Raw genomic sequence first — 17,052 nt, 5'->3', positions numbered from 1 at the left:
GCGACAAGTGCGTCGCACCCCACGGCGGCGTCGGCCTCCAGAACGACGCGATGTCCTGTATGTAAGGGCAGGATCCGCATATGTTAGGAAATAGGTGTTGCCTTTTTCAGGACGGCAGTATTGACTAGCAGGACATTCGATTCAAGGGAGAATCCATGAAGGGTCCAGCAACCACAGGCCTCGCAGCAGTGGCGATCATCGGCGCGTTCGCACTCGTCGGCTGCGGCGGGCAAGCTCCCACCACCGCCGCGTCTAGCGAAGCCGGCGAAGAGTCGATCACGGTTGGCCTGTTCGTCGCGAACGCATTCGGCGACCACAGCTACTACGACGCAGCCTTCGAGACGATCGACACCCTCGAGGCTGAGCACGGCGCAACAGTCACCACGTACGAAGGCAAGCTCGAAACGCAGAACTACGGTCCGCTGCTTCAGGATGCCGCAGACGCCAACGAACTCGTATATGTCGTCGGAAATCAGGCCATCGACGCCACCGTCGAAGCTGCCGCGCAGAACCCCGACACCACGTTCGTCTTCGTGAACGGAGTCGTCCCCAGTGCGGATGTCGTCTCGGTGGCGTACCGCTACGCCGAGTCCTGCTACGCCGGCGGCACCGTCGCGGCGCTCGTCAGCGCGGACGAAGGGAAGTCGGCGGTCGGCTTCATGGGAGGATTCGAGGCTCCGAGCATCGCGGACTGCGAGGCGGGATACACCCAGGGTGCGCAGGCGCAGGATGAGTCGCTCTCGGTGATCTCCAGTTACGTCGGATCGTTCAGCGATCCCGTGAAGGGACTCGAGACCGCGACTGCGATCGGCCAACAGGGCGCGTACGTCATCTACTCGACCGCAGGCCTGTCCGGCCAGGGCGCAGTGAAAGCCGCCGACGGGGGCACCCCGATCGCACCGATCATGGCTGCCTACCCGACCGTTCCCGAGGTCAGCCCCGCCGTCGTAAACGACGACACCAGCGTGCTCGTTCTCGATGCGGCGGACTCGTATGTCGACGGCACACTCACCAAGGGCGAAGTGCGGACATATGGATTCAAGGAAGACGCCTTCACCGTCCTCTACAACGATGCGTTCCTCAGCGATGACCAGCAGGCTCTGGTCGAGGATGTCATCGACCAGATCATTGCCGGCGACATCGTGCCCGAAGGTGCTCCGCGGGGATGACCACCGTCCCGCCGGTTCTCCGCGCTACTGCCATCACCAAGCGGTTCGGCGACCTGGTCGCCAACGACCACGTGGACTTCGAGGTGCAGCCGGGTGAGATCCACGCCGTGGTCGGTGAGAACGGCGCGGGTAAGAGCACGTTGATGAACATTTTGTTCGGAATGCAACGTCCCGACTCGGGCAGGATCGAGATCGATTCGGTGCCCACCGAGCTCCACAACGCCGGCGACGCGATACGTGCGGGTATCGGCATGGTGCATCAGCACTTCATGCTCGTGCCCGAGTTCTCCGTGACGAGGAACGTGACCCTCGGCGCTGAGCCGCGACGCCTTGGGTTCATCGACACGAAGGAGAGCGAGCGGGCGCTGACAGAACCAATGGCGCTGCTGGGCATCCAGCTCGACATCCGTCGGAAGGCGCGCGAACTGAGTGTCGCGCAGCAACAGCAGGTGGAGATTCTCAAGGTGCTGTACCGGCGCGCCCGGGTGGTAATCCTCGACGAACCCACAGCAGTCCTCACCCCTCAGGAAACCGCCGAGTTGTTCCGCACCCTCCGATCGCTCGCCGACCGCGGGGTATCGGTCATCTTCATCACGCACAAGTTGCGCGAAGTCATGGAGATCGCCGATCGGGTGACCGTGCTACGCAAGGGTCGAACCCACGGGACCTTCCCCCTCGCGGACGTCGACATACCGATGCTGGTTTCGCTGATGACCGGGCGTAGTGACGTCGAACTCGGGCGCCTGCCCCGCTCACCTCCCGGCCACGCCACCCGGCTCCGCGTCGAGGCGCTGAGCGGGCGTCAGTTCCCTGACTGCGAACTGAAAGACGCAAGTCTTCACATCCGAGAGGGAGAGATCGTCGGGATCGCTGGCGTCGATGGGAACGGGCAGAACAGCCTCGTGGCGCTCCTGACCGGAGGGGTGCGACCTTCTGCGGGCGACATACATCTGGACGATGTGAAACTCACCGGTACTTCGGTCAGAGAGCACCGCAGTCGCGGTCTCGGCTACGTTCCCGAAGACCGGCGCACCGACGGTCTCCCGCTCCATGCCCCCGTGGTGGAGGCGCTGGCGATGGGGCGGCTGTTGTCGCGACGCGGCATGTCGCTGTTCGGCCCCGCCATCACGCGCCCCATCAAAGCTTGGGCGCGCGACATCATCGCCCGGTTCGGAATCAAGGTGGCCTCCTTGGACGCGGAGCCCGACAGCCTGTCTGGAGGCAACCAACAGAAGATCGTTCTCGCGAGAGAGTTGGACGCCCAGCCGCGGCTGCTGGTTATGGCGCAGCCGACCCGTGGCGTGGACCTCGGGGCAGCCGAAGGCATTTACACCTCGATACTCGAACTGGCGTCGAGGGGGGCGGCGATCATCGTTGTCTCCGCCGACCTCGACGAGTTGCTCCGCCTTACCGACCGCATCCTGGTGGTCTACCGCGGCGAATTCGTGGCCGAGTTCGCGTCAGCGGCAACCTCACGCGACGAACTCGGGCTCGCGATGGCGGGCGCCCATCGGGAGGCGGCATGAGCAACCTGGTTGAGGTTGCTTACGAAGCGCCGGCGCCGCACGACGCCCGCCGGGCAATCGCTCCACTGGTCAAAGGCCTCGTCGCGCCGGCGGCGGGTCTTCTGGTGGCAATCGTCCTCATCCAAACCGGGGGGTTCCAGCCGTTACCGACGATCCTCGTCGGCCTGGAGTACTCCCTCGGCAGCCTCGAGGCGATCGCGCGCACGGTGGCGTGGGGCCTGCCGCTCTGCGTCGCGACGCTGGGTGTGGTCGTCGCGTACCGGACGGGGATGTTCACCGTCGGTGCCGAGGGGCAGATTTATGTGGGCGCATTGGTGAGCGCCCTCAGCGGAGCGTACATCGGCGGGCTCGTCCCCTGGGCACACCAGGCACTCGCGATCGCACTCGCTGCTATCACCGCCGGAGCCGTGTCCGCCGGACTCGGCTGGTTGGCCGCGCACTGGAACGTCGACATTGTGCTGTCGTCACTGCTCGGCAATTACGTCCTACTCGGTCTTTGCATCTTCCTTGCCAGCGGTGTCTTCAACGACCCCGCCGCGGAGGCCCCTGGCGCCACCCTGCCGGTTCACCCCTCGGCGGAGTTCATGGTGCTCATTCCTCGCACCCAGCTCACCGTTGCCGTGTTCCTTGTGGCGGTGTTGTGCGTGGGGGCGTGGTGGATCCTCGAACGATCCGTCATCGGCTACCGATGGCGAATGATCGGAGAATCTCCCCGCTTCGCCACATCGTCTGGGATGGATGTACCCCGCTGGCAGGTGATGTCACTTGCTGTGTCAGGTGCACTCTGCGGAGTCGCTGGTGCCCTTCTCGTCCTGGCCAGTCAGGGTCGGTTCGCCTCCGAGATCGCCATCGGGCTTGGATGGATCGCCGTCATGCTCGCATTGATGGGCCGCGCGAAACCGCTACTGGCGATCGCGTGGGTGGGCGTCTACAGCGTGATGCAGGCAGCCAGTCGCAAGATCGAGCAGGTCGCCGAGGTCCCTTCCGACCTTGCCGTCCTCGTGATCTGCACGATCCTTATTGCCGCCGCTGCAGCGCCAGGGGCGGTCGACCTCGTGGTGTCGACCTGGAGGAGACGCCGTGGAATGGCTTGACGCACTGCTGAACTCCGGTGTTCGCATGACCACACCAATCTTGTTGGCGGCTCTCGCGTGTCTCCCGACGCTGTGGACGCGCGACATAAACATCGGCCTCGAAGGAATCATGATCTTCGGCGCGTTCTTCGGCGTTGCGCTCGGCATCGCTACGGGCTCAGTGCTCGCCGCGGTGTTTCTGACTCTGGTTCTCGCCGCCGTCGCGGGACTTCTCTTCGGCCTGCTCGTCACGAAGCTGAAGGTGGACGTCTTCGTCGGAGGAATCGTGCTCTTTGTCTTTGCGGGCGCAGCGACCGCGTACCTCCTTGACATCCTGTTCGGGGTGAAAGGCAACCTGTCGGATCCGAGCATCCCAGTGCTCAGCGCCATCGTGGTGCCTCTCCTTGAGGACGTGCCCCTCGTCGGAGGAATCATCTCGGGCCATTCCGTTCTCAGCTGGCTCGCCGTCACGCTCACCGTTATCCTCGCCGTCGCGGATCGCCACACGGTCGTCGGCGTGCGCTTTCGTGCGGCGGGCGCCCACCCCGAAGCGCTCACCGCCTCCGGCGTGTCGGTCGTCAGGACTCGGGTCATCGCCCAGGTGTGGTGCTTTGTTCTCGCCGCTCTCGCAGGCATCGAACTCAGCATCGGACAGCTCGGACTCTTCACCGTCGGGATGGTCGGGGGAGTCGGCTTCGTCGCGCTCGCCGTCGTGATCTTCGCGCGGGGGAGCGTGGGTTTCACCGCGCTCGTCAGCGCGTGCTTCGGGATCGCCACCGCGATTTCGTTCCAGTTCGATAAGAACGTCGTGCCGCACGAACTCACCCAGATGCTCCCCTACGCAGCGGCGCTCATCGCCCTCGTAATCATCTCGCGCCGATCACGTCGACCGGGACGAACACTGGTTGGCGCATAGCGACGAGCAACCGTGATCGCCGGCAACTCGGCAATGATCGCACTCCGTGCTCGCGCCCGAGGCACGCCTCACGAACTGCGGGTCGTGCCAGGTCGCGGACCGCGATGACATCTGCGGCGAGGTCTTCGACGAGCGTTCCCGGCGGAGCGCGCCACACGCCAGGCAGGCAGGGGCATTACGGCCGCGCGAGTCGTCTCGTGGCTGGCGGTCGGTACGAGGGTCATGCCAGTCAGAGCTCGGGGCGTGGGTGGGTGGGCTGGGCCAGTCGCCTCGCACGTGCACCGAGGCACAATCAGATCGCTCTGCTCGCTAGCGCGCTGCGGTCACTGACACCTCCAGAGGGAGGAGCTCCTCCCTCTGGAGGTCAGACTTTGGGATCAAAGGGTGGGCGCCGAGCGATCGCGTCGTCGACTGCCCGGACGTTTCGTATGCTTGCCGCCACATCGCCGAGCAACTCGACGAGAAGCTGCTGACGCTCAGGCGCGAGCCCGAGCGCTGTGGAATTGATACGGTCCGCGATCGACTGGATCTCCGGGATGAGGCCCTGGGCGCGTTGCGTGAGTCGAACTATCGAGCGGCGCCCGTCCGCTGGGTCGCTCAGGCGTTCGACGAGTCCGTCTCGTTGCATTCGGCGAAGCGTGAGTGCCATCGTGGGCTGCTCAATGTCGCACTCCTTCGCCAGCTCCGTCTGGGTGCTGTGGCCGAGCGCGGACAGCGTAAAGAGCACGGGCAGCTGAGCAGGGGCCACGCCGAGAGGTCGCAGAGCGCGCGCCATGGTCTGCGTCAGCATCCGGGCGCAAAGATTCACGAGGTAGCCGGCCGAGTCGAACCTGTTGAAACTCATCTCACCTTCCCTCCGGGCGTCCGCGTGCCTGTGCGGTCAATCGGGCCCGCGCCACGCCTGTTCGCCAGAAGCCTAAACGCCGTCGCATCAGTCGGCTGTGGAAACATAGTATGCTATCTATTTGCCGATTACTGCGGCATCGAATATCTCAAGGGAACCACCGGATGCGCATCGCCACTCTCACTCATGTGGACACCCGCGCCGACGACGCTGGGGCGTCCCTGCTCTCGTTCAGCCCCCGCGGCTCGTTCTCGCGCAGCCCGGGACAGTTCGGCGTGTGGTTCGTCGGTAGTGCGATGCGACCGTTCACGTTCGCATCCGCACCGCACGACGAGTTCCTCCAATTGGGCACCCGCCTGCACGGTGGCTCGAGAATCAAGCGCGAGCTGATGGCCTTGAAACCGGGGGATGAAGTCCGGCTGTTTGGTCCGCTCGGAGGAATCACGTTGTCGGAAGACACGAGCGCGATCGTCTACCTCATCCAAGGCATCGGTGCGACGCTGGCACGGTCTCTCATCAGGCAGTGGCCGACCCGCAGGCATACGCTTCTGCAGGTTGGCGCGCCGTACTTCGATGCCGAGCTCGCTCCACTCGTTGAGTCAGCGACGTATATGGGGACACGGGACGAATTCACCGCCTCGATTCCACGCACCGTCGCCACGCAGCGCGGGGCCGACTATGTCGTTGCAGGCAGCACCGCGTTCTCAAGGGCCGTCCGACTCAGCCTCGGAAACGCTGGCGTTCCCCGCGATCGAGTTCACGCCGACGGGTTCATCGGGCTTCCGAACCTGTAGCCATAGAGCTCATCCACGCAAGCGTCGCCGTGCAGGGGCTCGACGAGTAGCGTGCCCGATCACACGCCGAACCAGTCCGACTGTCCGGGGTCCGTTGCCGATTCGCCGGGCGAACCGTGAGAACTCGAGGGATCCGATGAGCGCTGCGACCGGGCTGAGCGGGATGAACAGGAAACGAGCGGCGCATCGTGTGAGTTGTGTTGGCCCATGAGCCACCCGGCAGCTGGAGACCAGTCGGGAGCGTGACGGCCTCGCCCCGAGGCTGTCGCGGTCGAGTTCGGGCGAATCTGGCCGTGTGCGCGCTCCGGGGTTTCAGTGAACTCGTCGGCTGATCTCCCGCGCTGCGTCTAGCACGGCTTGAGCTGTCACCTCTAGTTCCGAGGAGTCATAGTGGTGGGCGAGGCCCGCCACCGAGATCGCGCACATGGGCGCGCCGAGACTGTCACGAACAACAGCCCCGAGCGAGTAGACGCCTGGGGTGATCTCTGCCTCGTTGAGAACCCAACCACGTTCACGGGTGAGTGCGATGGCGTCACGGATCTCTTTGGGGTCTCGATCCCCGTGCAGCGTGCCCCAGTCATTGTTCTCCGCGAAGTACCGCTCGATCTCCGCATCGGTGAGCGCACTCAGAAGCGCCTGGGGTGCGGCGCCGATGTGCATGGGCAACCATTCACCAGTCGTCCACGTCAGGACATCAACATCCGGTCCCGAGAGGCGGATCAGACAGCGAGCTCCCCAATCCTCCCGGATGGCGAGGAGGGCGCTCTGCCGGACCCGATCACGCAGGTCCTGCAGCACCGGTTCGGCCAGCGTCACGATGCTCATGCTGTTGCGGACAGCCGCCCCGTACTGGAGAAGCTTCATGCCGAGGTAATACTTCCCTTGTTCGGTGTCTCGGGACACAAGCCCACTCCGCTCCAGAGAGGCAAGGAGACGGAAGGCAGTGCTTCGATTCGTGCCAAGCAGGCCGGCAACCTCGGTCGGTGTCAGACCGGACGGGTGTGAGAGTAGCGCGTCGAGGACGCGGACCGCCTTGTCGATGACCGCGATCTGCGAGCCCGCAGAACCGGTCTCGACCGTGGATCTTGTCGCATTGCTCAATGCTGCCTCCTAGCCGGCTCGATTCTTGCAGTTCCGCCGCCGACGGTCTAAAGTGGTCGTATTACGAGATGATATCTCGTAATGCGAGACAGAGCAAGGAAGCTTAAACATGTCGATGACGTCGCAGCAGAGCCGCAGCTGGCCGCTCCCGACGGATGCGCGCGGGATCTGGGTGAAGCTGCCGGCAGTCGAAGTGGTCGAGGTCCTCGCTCTGGCAGGCGCCGACTTCCTAGTGCTCGACTGCGAGCACGGACTAATTGATCCCCGCAATCTGACGGCGATGATCGCGGTCGCTCGGAGCATCGGCCTACCGACCTTCGTTCGTGTACCCGGAATCGAGCCGAGGGATGTCGTGCCCCCTCTCGACGCTGGCGCCGATGGAGTGGTCATCCCCCACGTCGACGATTCCGACATGGCCCGCGCGGCGGTAGAGGCCTGCCGTCTCCCGCCGATGGGGCGTCGCGGCGCCAGCCCGATGACACGGGTGGGCGACTGGGGCAAGAACGGAGCCTCCGAGCTTACTCAGCGTGCCAACCACGAGATCGTGGTCATCGCTCAGATCGAGTCGACCGATGCCGTCGACAACGCTGATGCCATCGCACAGGTCGACGGCATCGACGCGCTCTTCATCGGCCCATTCGATCTTGCGCTCGCGGCCGGCACGGAGCCGACATCGGACGCGTTCACTGAGATGACCGACCGAGTCCTGGACTCCGCAAGGGGCCATCTACGTGTCGGCGGCGTGCAAGTGCCGTCGAAGCCAATGGAGTTGGCTTTCACCATCGTCGGCGCCGACGTCAGCTTGCTTGCAGCCGGCGCCTCCACCGAACTCAGGAAGGCGGTCTTGGCAGCGTCATGACCACAGCACAGACGGACAGCCAGCCCACGCAGGCACGCGCGAGCCTCCATACCGAGCTGTTGAGGCTCGTGACCGGGCTCTGGTACGACATCGACCACAACACCGGGACCTCCTCGGCGTCGTTCTTCACACACGACGCCACCCTCCGGTTCGCCGAAGCGACCTTCCACGGTTCTGCGGAGATCGAGCAGGTCTACATCAACAGACGTGCGCGGGGACCCAGGGTCTCTCGCCACATCGTCACCAACCTCGAGTTGCTTGAAGTACAGGACGACTATGTGCGAGCCATATCTGTGCTTCTCCTCTATGGCGAGGACGGGGAGGCCCCGCGGCCACACACCATGCCCGCGATGGTCGGCGATGTGCACGACGAGTACGTGAGGGTCGATGGGCGATGGCTGATCCGCTCCCGCTGGATCGACTACCTCTTCATCGAACCGACGACTGAGCTCGCTGTCCCGAATGAACGAGCAGGGGAGCAAGAGACATGACACAGCCGACCGATGTCCCGTGGGCACCCACGTTCTTCGAACTCGGCGGGGAGTACATCTCTCCGGAGACGCACGGCGGCCAGCGTTCCTGGTACGTCCGTGCCCAGAACTTTGTAACTGTGACCACCTGGGCAGCGGTGAGCGAGGATCTGCCCGTCACCGACGAGCCTGATGAACATTTCATCCTCGTCCCGGAGGAAGTCGCGATCGACGTCGCTGGATCTACTGGCGCACTCGCGGTAGATGGCCCGGCGGTCGTGGTCGTCCCTCCGGGTGCGCACACGGTGTCCGTCCGCCGGCCGGGTTACCTCTTGCGCGTCTTCACGACCCGCGGCGCGATCGCGGAACGCGCCGGCAACAACCCTGACTACTCCGACCTCAATGTCGCTGTGCAGCCTCTGCTTCCAAAGCTCGATGGAAACCGCGTCCTTCGCTCCTACGCGCTCTCTGATGTGCCCACAGAACCCGGTCGATTCGGACGGATCTTCCGCACCGACTCACTCATGGTCAACTGGTTCGAAACGCACGACGGTCCCCGCGATAGCGACGCGCTGTCGCCTCATGCGCATGACGATTTCGAGCAGGCATCAGTCACTCTGGTCGGCGATTACGTGCACCACATCCGCCGCCCGTGGACGAAGCGGCTGCGCGATTGGCGGCCGGATGAACACGTCCAGGTGATGAGCCCGTCGGTCACGATCATCCCGCCGGGGAACATCCACACCACGCGAGCGGTCGGCCGCGGCCCGCACATCTTGATCGATGTGTTTGCGCCGGCTCGCACCGATTTCATCGACCAGGGATGGGTTCTCAACGCACTCGAGTACGCGTCGGGGGTCTCTGCTCTCGCCGCGATCGACGGTCTGCGACCGAGCTAGACAAAGCACGCGAACAACTGGAGAGACGACACCTGATGTTCGGGCCTTCATCGAGTTATCGAGCCGACATGCCGCACGCCAAGGAGATCGTCGGCGCACCACTGGTAGTCGCCGAGCTCATCGACACGTCAGCGCGCCGGCGAGAGGTGTATGCCAGCATCGCACCCCAGGTGACTGTCCCCGTGAGCTACCGACAGGGTGAGTTCGACCCGCTGTGGGCTACCGATCCTTCTCAACCAGCGGAATCGGCTGGTGTCCTGTCGGCAGCGCCATGGGTTGGCGCAGCGCCTCCCACGGCCGGGCATGCCGTCGACTTCCACGGTGGCGGCGCCGCCTTCCAACTTCAGCAGCTGGCATTCGTGCTGACGACGGGAGCGCGACGAGTCGGGGAGTCCGCCCCGTGAACCTGCGCTGTCGTGCGAGCCAGCCGCAACCCACGCTACCCGCGGCCGACCCTGACTCGGACCCCACCCGTCCCGACTGAAGAACCAGAGGAATCGATCATGTCCACTGTTGTGCCTCCCGCGCCGACCACTGCTGCGCTCAGCCCATTCGAGACCGGGGCAGATACCCCGGCCGGCCGTTACCTGCGCCAGTTCTGGCAGCCGGTCCGACTCTCCGAGGACCTCGCCGCCGGCAAGGCGCAGCCCATCACCGTCATGGGCGAGCGATACAACCTGTACCGCGGAGCGAACGGCACGGCCGTCGTGACTCAGGCGGGTTGCCCTCACCGGCAGACGATGCTGTCTGTCGGAAATGTCGAAGGCGACTCCATCCGATGCATGTTCCGTGGCTGGAAGTTCGGCCCGGATGGACAGTGCCAGGACGCTCCCGGCCAAAGCCCTAACCTCGTGCAGCGCATGAAGATCCGCACCTACCCCACCCACGAAGCGTTCGGAGTGGTCTTTGCGTACTTCGGTGAGGGCGAGCCTCCGCGCTTTCACGACTTCGACGGCTTCTCCAAGAAGTACGGCAAGGACATGATGTCCGCTGCTGTCCTTGATTGCGCGACCTACCGGCGCAATTGCAACTACTACATCAACGTCGAGAACGCGCTAGACCTCGCTCACGTGGCGTACACCCACAAACTGTCCTCGGATCCCACGATCACCGAAGTGGGCTTCTCGCCCGATGTGATCCGAATCCGCGACGTGACTGTTGAACGGATGGACTTCGGAATCCGCGCTGTTGAGGTCGAGGACGATACCGAGCCCGTCATCTCGACCGTCATGCTGCCCAACGCGATGCACCTCATCGTCCCGCAGCGAGACGGCTTCCTCGAGCAGGTCGCATGGCGGGTGCCCATCGACGATGTCTCGCACATGAGCTACCAGATCACCGCACTGCACACGGATGCGGCAGGCCGGGACAAGTACTACGAGTACCGAGCCCGCAAGAAGGCGCTGATCGAGAAGTACCCCTCGACCGAGGCGTGCGCCGAAGAGATCCTGCGGGGCGAGAAGACGCTCTTCGATTTCGCCGACCACCCCGACCTCGTGAACATCGAGGACCACGTCGCGCAGATGGGGATGCAGTTCATCAACGACCTCGGCAAAGAGAATCTGGCGCAGTCGGACAAGGCAGTGCTTCAACTCCGCCGGATGTTCATGAGCCGTCTCGCCGACCTCGAGGCCGGCACGCCGATCCCGGAGACGGACTGGTGAGTGCCTCCACGCAAACCTCGCTGGTGCGGTGGGCGCCATCGCCCCGGCCGCCAGGGGAGCCGGTCACACCGGCGGAGAAGCGGTCGGCCGTGATGAAGGCCAGTTGGCAGCCGCTGTCGATCATCGTGTTCATCGTCTTGGGCGCGGCTGCCTTCTCCACAGCCGATGTCTTCCCGTTGCTCACGCTGGCCGGCATCTACGGCATCGCCGTATGCGGCGTCTCCATCCTTGCCGGGCTAGGGGGACAGATCACCCTCGGACATGCCGCCTTCATGGCCATCGGAGCGTACTCATCGGCCATCACGACTGTGAAGCTCGGCTGGCCGCCTGTAGCCGGCGTCCTCGTGGGACTCTGCGCGACCGTTGTCCTCGCGGTCATCACCAGCCCGTTGCTGCGACTCGGCGGATGGTACCTGGCGCTCGCCACCATCGCACTGGCGTTCCTGGTGCAGCGAGTCATCTCGAACCTCCCCGACCTCACCGGCGGCGTGAACGGTATCTATGGCATCCCCAACTTCTCGATCGGAGGGTGGGTCGTTGAGGGCGCCGTACCGTACTTCGTTCTCGCGTGGACACTTGTTCTCGTCTTCTTCCTGCTGGGACGCAACATCGCCCGCTCTCGCTACGGTCGCGCACTGGCAGCGATCCACAAAGACGTCGCTGCCGCGGGCGCACTCGGGATCAACTCCGGCCGTGAGAAGGCCATCCTCTGGATGGTCGCGGCGGTGCCCGCCGCTATCGCCGGCTCCGTGTTCGCGCACTACAGCGCGTACATCGCGCCATCGGACTTCGACTTCTCGGTGTCGCTGCTGCTGTTCACCGCCGTTGTGATCGGCGGCCAGCGAAGCATCTTCGGAGGCCTCGTCGTCGTTGTCGTGCTCATGACGCTCGCTGCTAACACCACCGAGTTCTGGACGCTCGACCTGATGGAGGCCGTCGCCATGATCGTCGTCTACCTCGCATCTCCCAACGGGCTGGCCGGCATCGCCGAATCCATCGCCCGACGAATCCGTTCGGGATGGAGGCGCCGTGCTTGAGTCAAAAGACCTCACGGTCGAATTCGGGGGCGTAGCCGCGCTAAGTGACGTCACCTTCAGCATCCCTGTGGGGTCCGTAGTCGGGCTTATCGGACCGAACGGCGCCGGCAAGTCGACGTTCATCTCCGCGGCGACCGGCGCGGTTCTTCCGAGCCGTGGCGAGGTGACCTGGATGGGCAATCGACTGAGCGGGCTACAGCCCTACCAGGTCGCCAATCACGGCATCGCACGCACGTTTCAGCACGCGCATCTCTTCGGAGGCCAGTCCGTGCTCGAGAACGTGATGGTCGGCGCACACAGCGCAGGACGTAGCGGAATCGTCGGTGCGATGCTTCGTACGCCGCGATGGCGTCGCGATGAGGACCGCCTTGTCGAACTCGCACTCGAGAAGCTACGAGCGGTCGGCGCAGAGTCTCTCGCCGGCCGTGCCAGCGAGGACCTTACTGCCGGGCAGCAGCGTCTTGTCGCCGTCGCGCGCGCCCTCGCCTCGTCGCCGTCCCTGCTGTTCCTCGATGAGCCTGCGGCGGGTCTGACCGACTCGGAGCGTGCCGAACTGGCGCAACACCTCGGTGAGTACATCGCGACACACGAACTCACCGTTCTCATCGTCGAGCACAACCTCCCGTTCCTGCTCGCACTCGCTCAGCGGATTGTCGTCTTCGATCGAGGTCGACTCCTTGCCGATGGGACGCCAGCGGAAGTGCGCAGCAACCCGGAGGTCATCACTGCCTACCTGGGGGTGGCGAATGCTTAAAGCACAATCGCTCGTCGTCGGCTACGTCGGCGCACCTGTGATCAAAGAGGTGAGCGTGGAAGTGCACGCTGGGGAGATCGTTTGTCTTCTCGGCGCGAACGGAGCCGGCAAGTCGACCATCGCTCGAACCCTCGCAGGACTTCTGCAGCCGCGTGCGGGCACGGTGACCATTGACGGTGTCGACGTGACCAACGAGAGCCCGGTCGCGCGGGTACGTCGCGGCTTCTCGCTCGTCCCGGAAGCCCGGCACCTCTTCGGCCGGTCGACGGTGCGCGACAACCTCATCCTCGGCGGAATCACGCGGCACCGCGCTGAGCGCAGCGCGAACTTCGACCGCGTCATGGAGCTGTTCCCCCAGTTGCCCGCGCTCCTCAAGAGGCGGGCGAAAGACCTCTCGGGAGGCGAGCAGCAGATGGTCGCGATCGGCCGAGCGCTGATGGCATCTCCGAAATACCTCGTGCTGGACGAACCGAGCCTCGGGCTGTCCCCGCTGTATGTCGACCTGATCCTCGAGCAGGCGAAGCTCCTCGCCCGAGGCGGGGTTGGTGTCCTCCTGATCGAACAGAACGTGAGCAAAGCGCTCGCGATCGGAGACCGCGGCGTGGTCGTCGACACCGGCCGCGTCGTTATTCAAGGCGCCGCGAGCGACCTCGCCGCTGATCCGGCGGTCGTTGACGCCTACCTCGGAGGTGCGATGTGAGCACATTTCTGCAACTGACCTTTGCTGGGCTCAACATCGGGACGCTTTACATGCTGATCGCGTTGGGGATGGTGGTCACCTATCAGGTTGCGCGTATCGAGAGTCTCGCGCAGGGCGTGTTCGTTGTATACAGTGCGCTGACCTTCGCATCCCTGCACGACGGGGTGGGGCTGCCCTTGCCCCTCGCGATGCTCGGCAGCGTCGTTGTGTGCGCGCTGATCGCGGTGCTCCTGAGCGTCCTCGCGACCAACCGGCTCGCAACAAGAAGTTCGACCGGTCCGGTCCTGATGCTGCTCGGTGCCGCTCTTGTCTTCGCGGAGATCGCGAAAGGCGTGTGGGGCCTGAACGACGTGGGCGCAAGACCCTGGCTCAGCAATGAGCCGATCGTGATCGGCGGAGCCACGGTCTTGCCTCACTCGCTCCTGGTATGGCTTGGCACGGCGGTGCTGGTCGGCATCGGCTTCCTGCTGTTCGAGCGGACCATCCTCGGCAAAGCGCTCCGTGCAGTGGCCGACGACGTCGATGGTGCGCGGCTGGTCGGCATCCGAGTCCGGTGGATGAAGTACCTCGCGTTTCAGATTGCAGCCTTCTTCGGCGCCATCGCCGGCATCCTCCTCGCTCCGCTGTTGCCGTTCGGCTGGTCTGGCATCTTCCCCCTTGTCGTGCTCGGTTCGATCGGTGCAATCGCAGGACGTTGGGAGTACGTTCCCGCCGCGATCGCGAGCATCGTGCTCGGTCTGTTCGCCAGCTACACAGGCGGGTACGTGTCGACGCAGTGGCAGAGCGTGTTCCTCTACGGGGCGTTCATCGTCATCCTCCTCGTGCTGCGTGACGACAAGCGTCCGGGATCCCGACGCCCGGGCCGCTTCCGCCGATCGACCCGAGGACGCGACGTCGTCGACCGACCGATGGCGATCCAGCCCTAGCAATCCCCGAAATCAAGCACTACCCGAATCACCGAAATCCCAATCACACCTGAAAGAGGTTTGCAATGAAGCAGGCATCCCGCGCGGCACTCGCCGTGCTCGTCACAACGCTCGCCTTCGGCGTCGCGGCTTGCAGTTCTCCCGCCAGCTCCGCGCCGAATGACAGCGGCTCGGCCGAAGCCGTGAAGATCGGCGTCGTACTCGACAAGACCGGATCGCACGCCGGTGCGTCCGTCGCCAATCTGAACGGCATTCAGCTGGCCATCGATGAAGCCAACAACGCAGGAGGCATCGACGGCGCCCCGATCGAATTGCTCGTCGAGGACGGCACCTCCGATCCGGCCGTTTCGGCGGCTGCGGCTCGAACGCTCAGCAGCAAGACCGACATCGTCCTTGGATCCGGCAGCGGTCCGAGCTGCCGAGCCATGCAGCCGATCCTCGATGCGGCCAAGGTGCTCCAGTTCTGCCTCTCGCCGCAGAACTTCGACATCACGCCGACCTTCTTCTGGGCGCTCGCGCCAGTGACCGACTACATTCCGGCTACCGAGCCCTGGCTGGACAGCATCGGCGTGCACAAGATCGGCTTCATCGGAGTCGAAGGGGCAACCGGAGACGGCTACCTGTCTGTCTTCAGCTACCTTGCGAAGACGTACCCCGACAAGTACGAGATTGTCGCTGAGCAACGGTTCCCCGCCGGAACGACCAACCTCGAGACTCAGATGACACTTGTCCGCGACGCCGACCCTGACATCATCGTCGCAGGAACCTCGGGCGGGGACATCGTCGCTGTGGCACAGGCCGCGAAGGCGCTCGGCATGACCCAGCCGATCTGGGTCGGCACGGGATCTGCCACCGTGCAGGCGCTCCAGCCCTTGGCGGCGGACCTCCCCGTCGGAGGGCTGTACGCCAACGCATTCTGGATCGACATTGCCGACGAAGTCCCTGCCAGCCTGCCCTACGCGGACAAGGTGACCGCCTTCTCGGATGCCTACGAAGCCGAGTATGGCCAGCCGGCCGTCGCTCTCGCAGCCGGAGCTTACGATGCGACGAACCTCGTCCTCGAAGCTCTCCGAGACGGCGCGTCGACTGGCGAGGAAATCGCCGCCTGGATCGTAGCGAGCTCGTACACCGGTGTCCTCGGCGACTACGCCTTCGCGGACGACAAGCACCAGGGCGCGTCGATGGAGCCCGTCATCATGCAGTTCACCGGGGCGGACGGATTCAAACTCGCCTTCAACGGCGAGTGACCACCACGGTCGGCTCCGGCGCGCACGCCACGGCCGGAGCCGACCGAATCAGCGAGAAAGCCGCGATCACCATGACCATCATGCCGACCACGGTGATGCCGACCACACAACAGTCGGCTTCATTGACCCTCTTGGCCACCGATGTGCATCTCGAAGCCGAAGACGTGGTGTCCGTTACCTTCGCCGACGCGGAAGGCCGGGACCTCCCAGAGTGGCAGCCCGGCGCGCACCTCGACCTAGAGCTGCCCAGCGGCTTGCGTCGTCAGTACTCTCTGTGCGGAAGCCCGGACGACCGTAAGACGTTCACCATCGCGGTCCTGAAAGAAGCAGCCGGACGTGGGGGCTCCAAGGAGATCCACGAGGTCGGGCTGGTTGGCCGCGTGCTGAATGCGGCACTCCGCAATCACTTCGTGCTCGTTCCGAAGCAGCGTTACATCTTCATCGCCGGGGGCATCGGGATCACCCCGCTGCTGGCGATGGTGCGCGCCCTCGCCGACGATGCCGATTGGACGCTTGCGTACGCTGGCCGCACAAGAAGGAGCATGGCGTTCGTCGATGAGCTGCTGACGATCGGTGGCGACCGCATCACCCTGAATCCGCGGGACTCGCACGATCGGCTCCGGCTGGATGACATCCTTGCAGCGGCGGGCGCTGACACTGCCGTCTACTGCTGTGGGCCATCAGCGCTCCTCGACGGCGTGCAGGAAGCCCACGGCCGCATCGCTCCGACAGCTGAGCTCCACTTCGAACGTTTCGAGGCCGCCCCGAACAAGGTGGAGACGAGACCGGTCGGCGCGGACCATCCTGTGCAGCTCGAGCTCCGCCGAACTGGAGCAACCATCGACGTCCCCGCGACGTGTTCGCTGCTTGACGCGATTCGCGAAGTCGTCCCCGGCATGCCCTTCTCGTGTACCGAAGGGTACTGCGGAAGCTGCGAGGTCGCTGTCGTCGACGGAACCCCCGACCACCGGGACGAGATCCTCACCGACGACGAGCGCGCCAAGAGCCGAACCATGTTCCCTTGTGTCAGCCGTGCACTGTCTGAGCGACTTGTGCTGGACGTCTGATCTGAC

At 64.6% G+C, this 17,052-nt stretch carries 17 protein-coding genes; 15 read left to right on the top strand and 2 right to left on the bottom strand.

From position 1 onward, the window contains the following. Nucleotides 1-155: 155 nt before the first annotated feature. From ACVN90_RS20015 to ACVN90_RS20000, 4 genes are read left to right on the top strand one after another with little or no spacing between them, the layout of a single operon-like run. Nucleotides 156-1,169 (top strand): BMP family lipoprotein, encoded by a 1,014-nt coding sequence (locus ACVN90_RS20015; protein WP_475099953.1) that lies wholly within the window; start codon nt 156-158, stop codon nt 1,167-1,169. Next, the gene (locus ACVN90_RS20010) at nt 1,166-2,695 is read left to right on the top strand and encodes an ABC transporter ATP-binding protein (RefSeq protein ID WP_475099952.1); all 1,530 of its coding nucleotides are present in this window, start codon (nt 1,166-1,168) and stop codon (nt 2,693-2,695) included. The genes ACVN90_RS20015 and ACVN90_RS20010 overlap by 4 nt, the downstream gene beginning before the upstream one ends. Further along, entirely contained in the window at nt 2,692-3,789 is a 1,098-nt protein-coding gene (locus tag ACVN90_RS20005) for an ABC transporter permease (protein WP_475099951.1), read from the top strand. Before ACVN90_RS20010 ends, ACVN90_RS20005 begins: the two co-directional genes overlap by 4 nt. Nucleotides 3,790-3,814: 25 nt before the next feature. Continuing rightward, nucleotides 3,815-4,684 carry an ABC transporter permease gene (locus ACVN90_RS20000; RefSeq protein WP_475099950.1) on the top strand — a complete coding sequence of 290 codons (870 nt, stop codon included), beginning with the start codon at nt 3,815-3,817 and terminating at the stop codon, nt 4,682-4,684. Between the two features lie 364 nt (nt 4,685-5,048). On the opposite strand, the gene ACVN90_RS19995 is transcribed toward ACVN90_RS20000, so the two are convergent. Beyond that, the gene (locus ACVN90_RS19995) at nt 5,049-5,528 is read right to left on the bottom strand and encodes a MarR family winged helix-turn-helix transcriptional regulator (protein ID WP_475099949.1); all 480 of its coding nucleotides are present in this window, start codon (nt 5,526-5,528) and stop codon (nt 5,049-5,051) included. 164 nt (nt 5,529-5,692) lie between these two features. Here ACVN90_RS19995 and ACVN90_RS19990 point away from each other — a divergent pair, with 164 nt between their 5' ends. Beyond that, the gene (locus ACVN90_RS19990; RefSeq protein ID WP_475099948.1) at nt 5,693-6,322 is read left to right on the top strand and encodes an FAD-dependent oxidoreductase; all 630 of its coding nucleotides are present in this window, start codon (nt 5,693-5,695) and stop codon (nt 6,320-6,322) included. A 312-nt stretch (nt 6,323-6,634) separates the two neighbouring features. Here ACVN90_RS19990 and ACVN90_RS19985 read toward each other — a convergent pair whose 3' ends face one another. Then, entirely contained in the window at nt 6,635-7,423 is a 789-nt protein-coding gene (locus ACVN90_RS19985) for an IclR family transcriptional regulator (protein WP_475099947.1), read from the bottom strand. 109 nt (nt 7,424-7,532) lie between these two features. On the opposite strand from ACVN90_RS19985, the gene ACVN90_RS19980 reads away from it, so the two are divergent. From ACVN90_RS19980 to ACVN90_RS19935, 10 genes are all read left to right on the top strand, one after another. After that, a complete protein-coding gene (locus tag ACVN90_RS19980; protein WP_475099946.1) occupies nt 7,533-8,282 on the top strand; it encodes an HpcH/HpaI aldolase family protein in 750 nt (249 codons plus the stop codon). Continuing rightward, the gene (locus ACVN90_RS19975) at nt 8,279-8,773 is read left to right on the top strand and encodes a nuclear transport factor 2 family protein (protein WP_475099945.1); all 495 of its coding nucleotides are present in this window, start codon (nt 8,279-8,281) and stop codon (nt 8,771-8,773) included. The genes ACVN90_RS19980 and ACVN90_RS19975 overlap by 4 nt, the downstream gene beginning before the upstream one ends. Next, on the top strand, nt 8,770-9,651 hold the full coding sequence (locus ACVN90_RS19970) for a cupin domain-containing protein (protein ID WP_475099944.1): 882 nt from the start codon (nt 8,770-8,772) through the stop codon (nt 9,649-9,651). Before ACVN90_RS19975 ends, ACVN90_RS19970 begins: the two co-directional genes overlap by 4 nt. A 416-nt stretch (nt 9,652-10,067) precedes the next feature. Next, nucleotides 10,068-11,315 carry a Rieske 2Fe-2S domain-containing protein gene (locus ACVN90_RS19965; RefSeq protein ID WP_475099943.1) on the top strand — a complete coding sequence of 416 codons (1,248 nt, stop codon included), beginning with the start codon at nt 10,068-10,070 and terminating at the stop codon, nt 11,313-11,315. A gap of 92 nt (nt 11,316-11,407) precedes the next feature. Next, the gene (locus tag ACVN90_RS19960) at nt 11,408-12,352 is read left to right on the top strand and encodes a branched-chain amino acid ABC transporter permease (RefSeq protein WP_475102160.1); all 945 of its coding nucleotides are present in this window, start codon (nt 11,408-11,410) and stop codon (nt 12,350-12,352) included. Continuing rightward, nucleotides 12,345-13,106, top strand: coding sequence for an ABC transporter ATP-binding protein (locus ACVN90_RS19955; RefSeq protein ID WP_475099942.1), 762 nt, complete (start codon nt 12,345-12,347; stop codon nt 13,104-13,106). The genes ACVN90_RS19960 and ACVN90_RS19955 overlap by 8 nt, the downstream gene beginning before the upstream one ends. Further along, the gene (locus ACVN90_RS19950) at nt 13,099-13,806 is read left to right on the top strand and encodes an ABC transporter ATP-binding protein (protein WP_475099941.1); all 708 of its coding nucleotides are present in this window, start codon (nt 13,099-13,101) and stop codon (nt 13,804-13,806) included. The genes ACVN90_RS19955 and ACVN90_RS19950 overlap by 8 nt, the downstream gene beginning before the upstream one ends. Then, nucleotides 13,803-14,732 (top strand): branched-chain amino acid ABC transporter permease, encoded by a 930-nt coding sequence (locus ACVN90_RS19945; RefSeq protein ID WP_475099940.1) that lies wholly within the window; start codon nt 13,803-13,805, stop codon nt 14,730-14,732. Before ACVN90_RS19950 ends, ACVN90_RS19945 begins: the two co-directional genes overlap by 4 nt. A 65-nt stretch (nt 14,733-14,797) precedes the next feature. Next, nucleotides 14,798-15,979: an ABC transporter substrate-binding protein gene (locus tag ACVN90_RS19940; protein WP_475099939.1), complete on the top strand. Its 1,182-nt coding sequence runs from the start codon at nt 14,798-14,800 to the stop codon at nt 15,977-15,979. Beyond that, on the top strand, nt 15,976-17,046 hold the full coding sequence (locus ACVN90_RS19935; RefSeq protein WP_475099938.1) for a PDR/VanB family oxidoreductase: 1,071 nt from the start codon (nt 15,976-15,978) through the stop codon (nt 17,044-17,046). Before ACVN90_RS19940 ends, ACVN90_RS19935 begins: the two co-directional genes overlap by 4 nt. Nucleotides 17,047-17,052: the final 6 nt, after the last annotated feature.

The sequence above is a fragment of the Microbacterium sp. F01 genome, assembly GCF_056156365.1.
The sequence above is the reverse complement of the archived record's forward strand: the minus strand, read 5'-3'. Positions and strand labels throughout refer to the sequence as shown.